This is a genomic window from Mycobacteriales bacterium (genome assembly GCA_030697205.1).
GTDB lineage: Bacteria > Actinomycetota > Actinomycetes > Mycobacteriales > SCTD01 > JAUYQP01.
Genome location: JAUYQP010000052.1, coordinates 1 through 12,074 on the forward strand (window position 1 = coordinate 1; position 12,074 = coordinate 12,074).

The window sequence follows — 12,074 nt, forward strand, 5'->3', positions numbered from 1 at the left end:
CGGCACCGCAGCGGGGGCCGCCGCACTCGCGCCGCGCTTGCGGCGGGACGACGCGTGGCCCGCGCTGCCGTATCCGACGAGCACGGCGCCGCCACCCTCCTCGGGCGCGACGGTCGCGGCGGTGTCGGCCACGGCATCCGCGACCGGGCTGGCGGTGGGCGCGACCGCCACGGGCGCATCGCCCTCGGTCGTCACGCTGATGATCGGGGTGCCGACCTCCACGGTCGCCCCCTCCTCGACCAGCAGCGCGGCGACGGTGCCGGCGAAGGGGGAGGGCAGCTCGACGAGCGACTTGGCGGTCTCGATCTCGACGAGCACCTGGTTGATCGTGACGGTGTCGCCGGCCTTGACCTTCCACGAGACGATCTCGGCCTCGGTCAGACCCTCACCGACGTCGGGAAGGGGAAACTCGGAATTCGCCATGGTGCACTCTCCTAGTAGGCCAGCGACCGGTCGACGGCCTCGAGGATGCGGTCGACATCGGGAAGGTAGGCGCCCTCGAGCTTCGCGGGCGGAAACGGGGTGTCAAAGCCCGCGACTCGCAGCACCGGAGCCTCGAGCGAGTAAAACGCCCGCTCGGTCACGGTCGCAGCGATCTCGGAGCCGACCGAGACGAAGCCGGGGGCCTCCTGGGCCACGACAAGCCGACCGGTCTTGCGCACCGACTCGAGCAGGGGCTCCCAGTCGATCGGCGAGATCGAGCGCAGGTCGACGACCTCGATGCTCGTGCCCTCACCCGCGGCCACCTCGGCGGCCTGCAGCAGCATCGAGACCATCGGGCCGTAGCCGACGACGGTGACCTCGGTGCCAGTGCGCACCACGCGGCTGCTGTGCAGCGGCGCCCCGCTCTGCGCGAGATCGACGTCGCCCTTGGGCCAGTAGCGGCTCTTGGGCTCGAAGAAGAGCACGGGGTCGGGGCTGGCGATCGCCTCCTGGATCATCCAGTACGCGTCGTGCGGCGTCGCCGGGCTGACGACGCGCAATCCGGGGGTGTGGGCGAAGTAGGCCTCGGGGCTCTCCTGGTGGTGCTCGACCGCGCCAATGTGGCCGCCGTAGGGAACGCGGATGACCACCGGCATGCTCTGCGCCCCCTCATGCCGGGCCGTGAGCTTGGCCAGCTGCGAGGTGATCTGGTCGAAGCCCGGAAAGATGAAGCCGTCGAACTGGATCTCGCAGACCGGGCGGTAGCCGCGCATCGCGAGGCCGATCGCCGTGCCGACGATGCCCGATTCCGCGAGCGGGGTGTCGAGAACGCGCTTCTCGCCGAACTCGGCCTGCAGTCCCTCCGTCACGCGGAAGACGCCGCCGAGCTTGCCGATGTCCTCGCCCATGAGGATCACCTTGGGGTCGCGCTCCATCGCGGCGCGCAGGCCCTCGTTGAGGGCCTTGGCCATGGTCAGCTGCACCATCAGCCGTGCCCCCCGTCACTGGCCGCCGCGAAGCCCGAGTGGTAGGTCGCGAACTGCTCGCGCTGCTCGGCGAGCAGCGGCGTCTGCTCGACGTAGACCTTGTCGAAGATCGAGACCGGGTCGGGGTCGGGCATCTCCAGGCAGCCCTTGCGGATCCGCGCAGCGAGCACGGCGGCCTCCTCCTCCACCCCGGCGAGGAACGACGCGTCGGCGAGCTGCTGCTTGTGCAGGAACGACCGCACCCGCTCGATCGGGTCCTTGAGCTTCCACGCCTCGAGCTCGCTCGACAGCCGGTAGCGGGTCGGGTCGTCCGACGTCGTGTGGGCCCCCATCCGGTAGGTGAACGCCTCGACCAGGGTCGGGCCCTGACCGGTGCGGGCGTCGTCGAGCGCCTTGCGCGTCACGGCGTAGGAGGCGAGGACGTCGTTGCCGTCGACGCGCACGCCGGGGAAGCCGAAGCCGCGGGCCCGCTGGTAGAGCGGGATGCGGGTCTGGGTCGTCGTCGGCGTACTGATGCCCCACTGGTTGTTCTGGCAGAAGAAGACGATCGGCGAGCCGTAGACCGCCGCCCACACGAAGGCCTCGTTGACGTCGCCCTGCGAGCTCGCGCCGTCACCGAAGTAGGCGATGACCGCCTCGCCGGTCGTCGGGTCGCCGACCGCGCCGTCCTTCTGGATGCCCATCGCGTAGCCGGTCGCGTGCAGGGTCTGCGAGCCGATGACGATCGTGTAGAGGTTGAACTTCGTCTCGTAGGGGTTCCAGCCGCCCTGGCTCGCGCCGCGGAACAGGCCGAGGAGCTTGAGCGGGTCGACGCCCTTGCACCACGCGACGCCGTGCTCGCGGTAGGTCGGGAACGCCATGTCCTGCGGCCGCAGCGCCCGACCGCTGCCGACCTGCGCGGCCTCCTGCCCGAGCAGCGCCGCCCAGATGCCCAGCTCGCCCTGCCGTTGCAGGGCGGTCGCCTCGACGTCGATCCGGCGTACGAGCACCAGGTCGCGGTAGAGCAGGCGGTACTCCTCGTCGCTGAGCGCGAGGGGGTAGTCGGGGTGCTCGACGCGCTCGCCCTCCGGCGTCAGCAGCTGCACCAGCTCGGGGTCGGGCACGAGGCTGTCGCTCACGAGGCTCCCTGTCGTCGAACGCGCCCCCGGGATCGCCGGGTGACGAGTGTGTGACCTGCGTCTCAGTCGCGACACTAGGTCACGAGCAGTCACATCGGTACGACGAGAGGCCCGGTCCGTCAGCGCCCAGGACGCGTGAGCCTCTTGCTCATGAAGGTCGTCGGCTGCAGCACGCCGTCCGGGGTGGCCGCGTGGTCCGGCGGCACACCCATGACCTCCCAGCCGCCGGCGGCGTAGCGCCCCTCGGCCGCGCTGCCGGTCTGGGTGTCGAGGAGCAGCAGCCAGCAGCCGCGGTCCAGCGCCTCGGCCTCCAGCGCCCGCAGCAGCAGCCGGGCCACGCCCCGACCGCGGGCCGGCGGAGCCACGAGCAGCTTGGACACCTCGGCGCGGTGCCGGCCGTTGGGCATCGTCGCGGGCAGCAGGGTGACGGTCCCGACCACCCGGCCGTCGACGCGGCCGTCATCGCGGACGCCATCGGGGTCCCCGTCGAGGTCGGCCACGAGGACCAGCGCGTCAGTGTCGGCGAGACGAGCGCGCCAGAACGCCTCCGTGGTCGCGACGTCGACATCGGCGAGGTAGCCGACGCTCGCGCCGTCGCGCACGCAGTCACCGAGCAGTTGCCCCAAGGCGGCGACGTCGTCGCCGGTCGCGGACCGGACGGACGCGCTCACGGCTGCTCTCGGCGATTCAGACCGCGAGGCGACCGTGACCTGAGCTGTGGTTGTTGGAGTGACCCTTTCCGCGACCCTCCCGGGTCGGTGCGGCGAGCTCGCGCCGCAGGGCCTCGCGGAAGCGGTCCTCGCGACGCTCGCGGTCCACACGGGCGGCCTCGGCGCGCAGCGCGGCCCGGACCCGGTCCGTGCGCTGTGCCTGCGACGCGGTCCGCTCGGACCGCGGGGCGCCGCCGGCCCGGTCGTCGTCCCGGTCGCCGCGCTTGTCCGCCTTCTCGGCCGCCTTCTCGGCGGCCTTGTCCGCTGCCTTCTTCGCCTTATCAGCAGCCCTCTCGGCAGCCTTCTCGGCAGCCTTCACGGCCTTCTCCCGGTCCTCGTCGTCCGCCTCGACCACGGGCCCGCGCGGGGAGACGACCGGCCCGCCGCTGCCTCCAGGGACCGCGGGGGCGGCCGGGACCGCGGGCGTGGCCGGCTGACCGGGCCTGGCCGGGACCGCGGGCGTGGCCGGCTGACCGGGCCGTGCGGGGATGTCGAGCACGTCAGGCACGGCCGGGACGTCGGGGCGGCCGGGAGCCGTGGGGAGCTCGGGCACGCCGGGCAGCTCCGGGACACCAGGCGCGTCGACGGGCGACTGCGGGGCCTCGCCCTCTGCGTCGGTCGGTGGCGCGAGCGGCGGGAAGCGTGGCACGACCGGGCCCTGGACGTCGGGGGCGGACTCGAGCGGACCGGGGAGCAGTACGCGGACCGGGCGGTCGCCCGAGGTGCCGGTGAGGACGACCGCGCCGGCCGGTCGGCCGGGCTGCGCGGACACGCTGTCGCGGGCCGTGGGTGCCTGCGGCACGACGACCTCAGACGTGCCCGTCTGCCCACCGAGCAGCGGCTGCGCGTCGGTGTCGGTCGAGGGAGCGACCGCCGAGGTGCTGGTCATGACGAGCAGGGCGGTGCCGGCCGAGGCGAGCGAGACCAGACCGCCGGTGGCCACCGCGAGCGCGGCCCGCGAGGACAGGCTGGAGGGTGCGACGTGGGCAGCGTCGACGGACAGCAGCGGCAGCCGGTCGTCTGCGCCACCACGCGGTGTCGTCGCCATCTGCATCCCCCCTACTCGTCGCTCCGACGGACTTGAGGGCCGTTCGGAGCAATCTGCAGTATGCCACGAAGAGTGGTGGTTTGGTAACCCTGTGTGTGTGTCGCGTTCAGCCTGACTCGGCCACGGCCTTGACGGCGGCGAGGGTGCGTTCCATGCCCTGCGCGGTGTGGGACTCACGGTCCGCGACACCGGTCAGCAGCCGCCCGCCGGTCGTGACCAGGCGGCCGCGGCGGTCCTCCCAGGTCTCGGTCACCCGGCAGCCGGTCTCGGTCGGCTCGAGGTCGTAGGACCAGCGCGACACGGCCAGCCCGAAGGAGCTCACGTCGAAGGCGAAGGCTCGTCCCGGCTCGCACCGGCTCACCCGCACCTGGGTGCTCCAGCGCCGCACACCTGCGCGGTTGCGGCCGGTGAAGCGCGCGCCCACCGCCGGCCCGGTCGCACCGCCCTTCCAGCTGCCTCCGACGTTCTCCGGGCTGAAGCGCCCCATGGCGGGCAGGTCGCTGACCAGCGCCCACACGACCTCGGGGGACGCGGCGATCTCGGTGCTGCGGGACAGGCTCATGACCGGACCGTAGCGTCCGGTCCGAGCCCTACGTGTGAGGATCGACCTGTGCACCTCAGGACCCCGTTACCCGCCCTCGCCCTCGCCCTCACCGCGACGCTGCTGGCCGGCTGCGGCGACGGCGGCTCCACCGTCGCGACGCCGCCCACGACCGGCACGGCGACAGCACCGCCGAGCGCGACCCCGTCGGCCACGTCGGTCGCCGTGCCCAGCTCCGACGTCGACCAGGACATCTCGCTCACCTACGCCGCAGGCAAGGTCACCGGTGACACCGGACGCGTCACGGTGACGCTCGGCAGCAAGGTCCGCATCGTGGTCACGAGCGACGTCGCCGAGGAGCTGCACCTGCACGTCTACGACGTGAAGAAGGTGGTCACGCCCGGCCAGCCGACGGAGGTCCTGTTCACCGCAGACGTCCCCGGGCAGGTCGAGCTCGAGCTCGAGCAGTCGCGCACGACCCTCGTCCGACTCGTCATCTCCTAGGCCCGACGTGCTCCCACTCGCCCACGGCGTCGGCGTGCGCGCGGACCTGCCCATCCCGCTTCCCCTGGCGCTCATCGGCTCGGGAACCGCGGTCGTCGTGTCCTTCGTCGCGCTGCTGTTCTTCTGGCGCAGCTCCCGGTTGCGGGGCGACCGCGCCGGCGTGCCCGTGCCTGCGGCGGTGCAGGCGGTGCTGGACAGCCCGGTGACGCGGTGGGTCCTGCGGCTGCTGGTGCTGGGCGTGACGGGGGTGGTGCTGGCGGTGGCGTTGACGGGGCCGACGGACCCGCCGCAGAACATCGCGCCGTGGGCGTTCTACGTGACGTTCTGGGCGGGGATCGTGCTGGTGAGCCTGCTGCTCGGTCCGGTCTGGAAGGTCGTGAACCCGCTGCGGACCCTGCACGCGCTGCTGCGTCCGCTGACCGGCCCGGCGCCCGCGCAGGGCCGGCTCGACGGGCTGGGGTACTGGCCTGCGGCGGTCGCGCTCGCGGCGTACACCTGGGTGGAGCTCTGCTACAACGACCGCGCGACCCCGTCGACGGTCGGGGTGTTCCTCGTCCTCTACGGCGTGGTGCAGCTCGTCGCGGCGCTGTGGGTCGGGGAGTCGTGGTTCGAGCGCGGCGACGGCTTCGAGGTCTACAGCACGCTGCTCGGGCGGTTGTCGGTGATCGGTCGGCGTGCCGACGGCCGGTTGGTGTGGCGCAACCCGCTCGACGGGCTCGACGGGCTGCGCCCCGAGCGCGGCCTCGCCGCCGTGGTGGTCGTCCTCGTCGGGGGGACCGCGTTCGACGGCGTGACCCGCACCCGCTGGTGGCAGGAGGGCCCGGGGATCCAGGGCGACGCCGTCACCGCACCGCAGACCGTGTGGCTGACCATCACGCTGCTCGGCGTCGGTGGGCTCTACCTCGGTGCGACGAAGCTCGCGTCGCTGCTGTCGGGGGTCGCGGACGGCCCGGCGCTGTTCGCGCACTCGGTCGTGCCGATCGCGGCGGGCTACGCGATCGCGCACTACTTCTCGCTGCTGATGTTCGAGGGGCAGCTGACCTGGATCCTCGCCAGCGACCCGTTCGTGCAGGGCTGGGACCTGTTCGGGACCGCGACCGACGCGGTCGACTACACCGTGGTGTCGCCCGCGACGATCAGCAACGTGCAGGTCGGCGCGATCGTGCTCGGCCACGTCCTGGGCGTCGTGCTCGCCCACGACCGCGCCGTGCGCTACTCGCAGCACCGTCGTGAGCTGGTCGCGCAGCTACCGCTGCTGGCCGTGATGATCGGCTTCACCGTCGGCGGGATCGGGCTGCTGCTCGGCGCCTGACCCGCGTCAGGGCAGGTAGCGCTCGGCGACCGCGGTGACCCGGCCCTGCGCGTCGTAGCGCAGGTCGAACAGCGTCTCGCGGCCCTGGTCGGTGCGCACGAAGCGGGCCAGCTCGTCGAGTGTCCGGGGGCGCTGGCCACTGCCGCCGTCGCCCGCCCAGGAGTTGAACGAGCTGTCGCCTGTCACGGTCGCGCCGTCGGCGACGACCAGGGTGCGCAGCCGGGTGTTGTCGTTGACGACGTAGTAGTCGTTCTCGATCTCGTCACCGCGCTTGTCGGCCTCGCGGCGGGCAGCCTCGCCGGTGAAGAACTGCACCCGGTCGAAGCTCACCGACAGCGCCGCACCGTCGGCGGAGGTCTCGCGGCTGGCGACCAGGTAGCCGATGTCGGTCCCGGACGCGGGAGCGTCGACGCTCGGGGTCGCGCTCGGCGTCGGGGCCGCGCTCGCCGTCGGGGTCGGGCGCGGGGTCGGTGCCGACGAGGAGGGGCGTACGACGGAGGGGCTGCTGCCCGGCGTCGCGGTCAGCGTCCGCGGCTCGCCACCGCCGAGCGCGGCGGCGACCAGGCCGACCCCCACGCCGAGACCGACCGCGACCAGGACAGCGGTGCCACCGAGCAGCAGGGTGCGGCGCCGGTCGCGGGCCCGGTCACGGGCCGCTGCGCGCTCCGACACCGGTCCGTCGCCGGACGACGACAGCAGGTCGTCGAGGCCCATGTCCCTCAGTCCGTCAGGTCGGGGACCGGCAGGCTCTTGACCCGCGTCGGTGGCCACACGACGACGAAGGCGCGACCGATGACCTTGTCGATCGGCACGGTGCCGTTGTCGCGCGAGTCGGAGCTCTCGCCCCGGTGGTCGCCCATGACCCACAGCTGGCCCTCGGGGACGAGCCGGCCCGGCGCGCCCGGTGTGCACTCCGAGTCGGTGCCTGCCTCGCAGAAGGGCCGGCGGTTGTCCTCGAAGAGGTAGGGCTCGTCGAGCTCGATGGCCACGTCGCTGCCCTGGGGCTGCACGGTCACGCGGCCGTTGCTGCAGCAGGCGACGCGGTCGCCGGGCAGCCCGATGACGCGCTTGATGAAGTCCTTCTCGCCGGGGGCGCCGAGGCCCAGCAGCCGTGAGGCGCCACGGGCGGTGCGCTGCAGCAGCCCGGACGGAGCCTCCACCTCGACCTCGGGCTGGAAGCTGCCGGCGCCGTTGAAGACCACGATCTCGCCGCGGCGCACGTCGCGGACCTGGTAGACGACCTTGTTGACCAGCACCCGGTCGCCGTTGCAGCCGGGGCAGCCGTGCAGCGTCGTCTCCATCGAGCCGCTCGGGATGAAGAAGGCCTGCACGAGGAAGGTCTTCACCAGCAGCGCCAGGGTGAGCGCGATGACGACGAGCAGCGGCACCTCGCGCCAGGGCGAGCGCTTCTTCTTCTTCTTCGTCGCGGTCGACGCCGGCGTCGCCGGGTCCGTCATGGCCGTCGTCATGCCCCGAACCCTAGGTCCTCGGCAGGCACCGGTGCCGCTCAGCCGAGCTGCGCGCGCAGGGCCGGCCAGCTCGCGGCGAAGCCCGGGTGCAGCGGCAGCAGGCCGACCTCGTCCACGGGCACCCACCGGACAGCGGTGCTCTCGCGGTCCTCGCTGTGCACGTCGAGCAGCCGGGGTGCGTCGGCGACGACCGTCGTGTAGGACCAGCCCCCGTGGTCGTCGACCGAGCTCGACCGCACCGTCACGAGCAGCGGGTCGAGCCCGGTCTCCTCCGCGGCCTCGCGCAGGGCCGCCTGCTCGGCGGTCTCCGTCGAGGCTCGCGCGCCACCCGGGACCCCCCAGGTGTCGCCCTGGTGCGACCACGGCGCCCGGTGCTGCAGCAGCACGCGGCCGGCTGCGACGACGAGCAGCCCGGCCGCACCGAAGCGACCCCAGTGGTGATGCCCCTCGTCGCAGCGCTGCCAGCCGTCCCCGTCGCGCAGGACGTGCTGGTCGCTGAGGGTCACCTCACGACCGTAGGTCGTCGGGCGCGCGCGGACCACCCGGCGCGTCCCGCTGGTCGGCTACCGGACGAGGCGGTCCACGAGCCGGGCGAGCTCGGCACCCGGGTCGTCGGTCAGACCGGGGTGGACCGGGCCGGCCTGCACGACGGTGCTGCGCGGGGCGGTGAGCCAGCCGAAGCGCTGCCCGAGCGACAGCTCCGACGACGGGCCCTCACCGCGGCAGCACGCCTGGAAGGCGCCGGCCGCGCGCCGGACCGCGTCGGGGTCGACCGAGGCGTCGAGGGCGGCGAGCCGGCCCGCGTCCACCTCGACGACGCAGTCGAGGAAGTCGCGCTGCTGGCTGTAGAGGACGACGCCGATGTTGACGCACTCGCCGCGGTCGATGCGGGGGACCGCGCGCAGCAGGACGTACTGGAAGACCGACCGGCTCACGGCCGCCACCTGTCCTCGGCGGCGAGCCGCTCGAGCAGGTGGGCGCGGTAGGCGGCGCGGACGGCCGCGGGCGAGTCGAAGCCCGGCTCGTCGGTGAGCCACGGGTCGGGCACCAGCGCGAGCACCTCGTCGAGCAGCTGGCCCGTGACGGGCAGGGCGCTTGCCGAGGCCGCCTCGGCGCGCAGGACGTGGTCGGCTGCGGCGTACGCCCTGGTGGCCTTGCCCTGGCTGCGCGCCCAGTCGTGGTGGAAGTAGAGCGCGGCACCGTGGTCGATGAGCCACAGCTCGCCGTGCCAGCGCAGCAGGTTGGGGTTGCGCCAGGAGCGGTCGACGTTCTCGACGAAGGCGTCGAACCACAGCAGCCGGCCGGCGAGCTCGGGATCGGCGTCGCCGCTGAGCGCGTCGTAGGTCATCGAGCCCGGCAGGAAGTCGAGGCCTAGGTTGACGCCGCCGCTCGCGCGCAGCAGGTCCTGGACCTCCTCGTCGGGCTCGCTGCTCGCGACGGCCGGGTCGAGGTCGACCAGCACCAGCTCGGGGACCTGGAAGCCGAGCCGGCGGGCCAGCTCCCCGACGACGACCTCCGCGACGAGCGCCTTGCGACCCTGGCCCGCGCCGACGAACTTCACGACGTAGGTCCCGAGGTCGTCGGCCTCGACCAGACCGGGCAGAGACCCGCCCTCGCGCAGCGGCGTGACGTAGCGCGTCGCGGTGACGGTCCTCAGCACGTCGTCAGCCTGTCACGCGCCGCAGCCCCGGACCGTGACGGTCCGGGGCTGCTGGTGCCTGCGGTCTACTGCTTGACGGCGGAGAGGTCGAACTCCAGCGTGATCTTGTCGGAGACGAGCACGCCACCGGTCTCGAGCGCGGCGTTGAAGCTCACGCCCCAGTCGCTGCGGTTGATGACGGCCTTCCCGTCGAAGCCCGCGCGGGTGCCGCCCCACGGGTCCTTGGCGGTGCCGGAGAGCTCGAAGTCGACGGTGACCGGCTTGCTGATGCCCTTGATGGTGAGGTCACCGACGAGCTGGAAGGTCTCGCTGTCGACGACCTTCACGCCAGTGCTCGTGAAGGTGATGGTCGGGAAGGTCGGGGCGTCGAAGAAGTCGTTGGTGCGCAGGTGCTCGTCGCGCTGGGCGTTGCCGGTGTCGACGCTGACGACCTGGATGACGACGTTGGCCGAGCTGTTGGCGGGGTTCTCGAAGTCGAGCACCACATCGGCGGTGTAGTCGGTGAACTGACCGCGCACCTTGGTGACCATCGCGTGGCGGGCGACGAAGCCGATGCGGGTGTGGGTGGGGTCGAGGGCGTAGGACCCGGAGAGGTCCGACGGGGCGAGGACGGTGGTGGGGGCGGTCATGTCGGGCTCCTGAGGTCTGCACGGGTGGTTGCGTGTTCAACAAGTTGTACGGCATGAATGTTGAACGCTCAAGTACTAGCCGGGTGACCCCCGTCACATGACGCCCGCTGGCGGATGTGGCGATCACGCACGCTCACGCCCGCAGGGGTGATCGCCACATCCCGCGGCGGGGCGGTCGATACAGCGGCCGGCCAGACCAAGGTGGCGATCACGCACGCTCACGCCCGCAGGGGTGATCGCCACATCCCGCGGCGGGGCGGCGGCGCCGTCGGGCGCGCCGGGTCAGGGCGGGCGGTCAGGGCTGGGCGGTCAGGGCTGGGCGGCCCGGGCGGCGACCTCGGGGTCGAGGCTCGCGAAGTCGCGGCCGCTGCGTTCGAGCGCCAGCCGGGCGAGGACCTGCTGCTCGGTCGCGACCCGCTCGGAGCGGCCGCGGCCGACGAAGCTCACGGCCCAGTGCAGCAGCGTGGTGAGCCGGTTCTTGAAGCCGATGAGGTAGACGAGGTGGATCGCGAGCCACAGCAGCCAGGCGATGAAGCCGGCGAAGCGGAAGCGCCCGACGCTCGCCACCGCGTGGAAGCGCGACACCGTCGCCATCGAGCCCTTGTCGCGGTAGCGGAACGGCCTGCTCGGGCGGCCCTTGATCTGCTTCGCCGCGTGCTTCGCGCCCTGGATCGCGACCTGCGCGACACCGGGCAGCTCGTCGAGGCTCATCATGTCGCCGAGCACGAAGACCTCGGGGTGACCGGGCAGCGTCAGGTCGGGCAGCACCTCGACCCGGCCGGCCCGGTCGAGGCCGGCACCGGACTGCTCCGCGAGCTGCGCCCCGAGCGGGCTCGCGGCGACGCCGGCTGCCCAGATCTTGCAGAAGCTCTCGATCCGCCGGCGGGTGCCGTCGGCGTCCTGCACGACGAGGCCGTCGCGGTCCATGTCGACGACCATCGCGCCGAGCTGCACCTCGACGTTGATGTCATGCAGCTGCTTCATGGCCTTGCCCGCCAGGCGCTCGCCGAAGGACCCGAGGACGGTGGGCGCGCCGTCGAGCAGGATCACGCGGGCGGTGCGAGGGTCGATGCTGCGGAAGTTGCCGGGCAGCGCGCGGCGCGCGAGCTCGGTGATCTGACCGGCCATCTCGACCCCGGTCGGGCCGGCACCGATGACGACGAAGGTGAGCAGCCGGTCGATCTCCTCGAGGTCGGTGGCGAGCTCGGCCAGCTCGAAGGCGCCGAAGATGCGACCGCGCAGCTCGAGGGCGTCGTCGATGGACTTCATGCCGGGGGCGTGCGCGGCGAAGTGGTCGTTGCCGAAGTAGGACTGGGTCGCACCGGCGGCCACGACGAGGTGGTCGTAGGGCAGCACCGTCTCGCGGTCGAGCAGCTGTGACGTCACGGTCCGGCCCTCGAGGTCGACCGTCGTGACCTCACCGAGCAGCACCCGGACGTTGTCCTGGCGGCGCAGGATCTCGCGGGTCGCCGGGGCGACCTCGCCCTCGGACAGGATGCCGGTCGTCACCTGGTAGAGCAGCGGCTGGAACAGGTGGTGCGTCGTACGCGCGACGAGGGTCGCGTCGACGTCGGCCCGCTTGAGGGCCTTGGCGGCGAAGAGCCCACCGAAGCCCGAGCCGACCACCACCACCCGACTGCGCGCCACGTGCACCTCCTCGACAGACCACCAGTC

At 72.7% G+C, this 12,074-nt stretch carries 15 protein-coding genes; 2 read left to right on the forward strand and 13 right to left on the reverse strand.

Annotated elements, in window-relative coordinates; translation table 11 throughout:
• From Q8R60_17210 to Q8R60_17235, 6 genes are all read right to left on the reverse strand, one after another.
• Positions 1–423: biotin/lipoyl-containing protein (locus tag Q8R60_17210; GenBank protein ID MDP3714215.1), on the reverse strand; the 423-nt coding region annotated here is incomplete at its 3' end.
• Positions 424–434: 11 nt separating this feature from the next.
• Entirely contained in the window at positions 435–1,394 is a 960-nt protein-coding gene (locus Q8R60_17215; protein MDP3714216.1) for an alpha-ketoacid dehydrogenase subunit beta, read from the reverse strand.
• Between the two features lie 14 nt (positions 1,395–1,408).
• Positions 1,409–2,527 carry a pyruvate dehydrogenase (acetyl-transferring) E1 component subunit alpha gene (pdhA, locus tag Q8R60_17220; protein MDP3714217.1) on the reverse strand — a complete coding sequence of 373 codons (1,119 nt, stop codon included), beginning with the start codon at positions 2,525–2,527 and terminating at the stop codon, positions 1,409–1,411.
• Between the two features lie 119 nt (positions 2,528–2,646).
• Positions 2,647–3,198, reverse strand: a complete 552-nt coding sequence (locus tag Q8R60_17225) for a GNAT family N-acetyltransferase (protein ID MDP3714218.1) — start codon at positions 3,196–3,198, stop codon at positions 2,647–2,649.
• Between the two features lie 16 nt (positions 3,199–3,214).
• Positions 3,215–4,285: a hypothetical protein gene (locus Q8R60_17230; protein ID MDP3714219.1), complete on the reverse strand. Its 1,071-nt coding sequence runs from the start codon at positions 4,283–4,285 to the stop codon at positions 3,215–3,217.
• A 106-nt stretch (positions 4,286–4,391) separates the two neighbouring features.
• The gene (locus tag Q8R60_17235) at positions 4,392–4,847 is read right to left on the reverse strand and encodes an SRPBCC family protein (GenBank protein MDP3714220.1); all 456 of its coding nucleotides are present in this window, start codon (positions 4,845–4,847) and stop codon (positions 4,392–4,394) included.
• Between the two features lie 48 nt (positions 4,848–4,895).
• On the opposite strand from Q8R60_17235, the gene Q8R60_17240 reads away from it, so the two are divergent.
• Both Q8R60_17240 and Q8R60_17245 read left to right on the forward strand, forming a co-directional pair.
• Positions 4,896–5,330 (forward strand): hypothetical protein, encoded by a 435-nt coding sequence (locus tag Q8R60_17240; protein ID MDP3714221.1) that lies wholly within the window; start codon positions 4,896–4,898, stop codon positions 5,328–5,330.
• 7 nt (positions 5,331–5,337) lie between these two features.
• A complete protein-coding gene (locus Q8R60_17245) occupies positions 5,338–6,642 on the forward strand; it encodes a hypothetical protein (protein ID MDP3714222.1) in 1,305 nt (434 codons plus the stop codon).
• Between the two features lie 6 nt (positions 6,643–6,648).
• On the opposite strand, the gene Q8R60_17250 is transcribed toward Q8R60_17245, so the two are convergent.
• The 7 genes from Q8R60_17250 to Q8R60_17280 all read right to left on the reverse strand — a co-directional run bounded on the left by Q8R60_17250 (position 6,649) and on the right by Q8R60_17280 (position 12,047).
• Entirely contained in the window at positions 6,649–7,356 is a 708-nt protein-coding gene (locus Q8R60_17250; GenBank protein MDP3714223.1) for a hypothetical protein, read from the reverse strand.
• A gap of 5 nt (positions 7,357–7,361) precedes the next feature.
• Positions 7,362–8,111, reverse strand: a complete 750-nt coding sequence (gene lepB / locus Q8R60_17255) for a signal peptidase I (protein MDP3714224.1) — start codon at positions 8,109–8,111, stop codon at positions 7,362–7,364.
• Between the two features lie 38 nt (positions 8,112–8,149).
• Positions 8,150–8,617: an NUDIX hydrolase gene (locus tag Q8R60_17260; protein ID MDP3714225.1), complete on the reverse strand. Its 468-nt coding sequence runs from the start codon at positions 8,615–8,617 to the stop codon at positions 8,150–8,152.
• Positions 8,618–8,674: 57 nt separating this feature from the next.
• Positions 8,675–9,046 (reverse strand): DUF3037 domain-containing protein, encoded by a 372-nt coding sequence (locus Q8R60_17265; protein MDP3714226.1) that lies wholly within the window; start codon positions 9,044–9,046, stop codon positions 8,675–8,677.
• Entirely contained in the window at positions 9,043–9,771 is a 729-nt protein-coding gene (locus Q8R60_17270) for a hypothetical protein (GenBank protein ID MDP3714227.1), read from the reverse strand. Before Q8R60_17270 ends, Q8R60_17265 begins: the two co-directional genes overlap by 4 nt.
• A 65-nt stretch (positions 9,772–9,836) precedes the next feature.
• Positions 9,837–10,400: a YceI family protein gene (locus Q8R60_17275; protein ID MDP3714228.1), complete on the reverse strand. Its 564-nt coding sequence runs from the start codon at positions 10,398–10,400 to the stop codon at positions 9,837–9,839.
• Positions 10,401–10,709: 309 nt separating this feature from the next.
• On the reverse strand, positions 10,710–12,047 hold the full coding sequence (locus Q8R60_17280; protein ID MDP3714229.1) for an NAD(P)/FAD-dependent oxidoreductase: 1,338 nt from the start codon (positions 12,045–12,047) through the stop codon (positions 10,710–10,712).
• Positions 12,048–12,074: the final 27 nt, after the last annotated feature.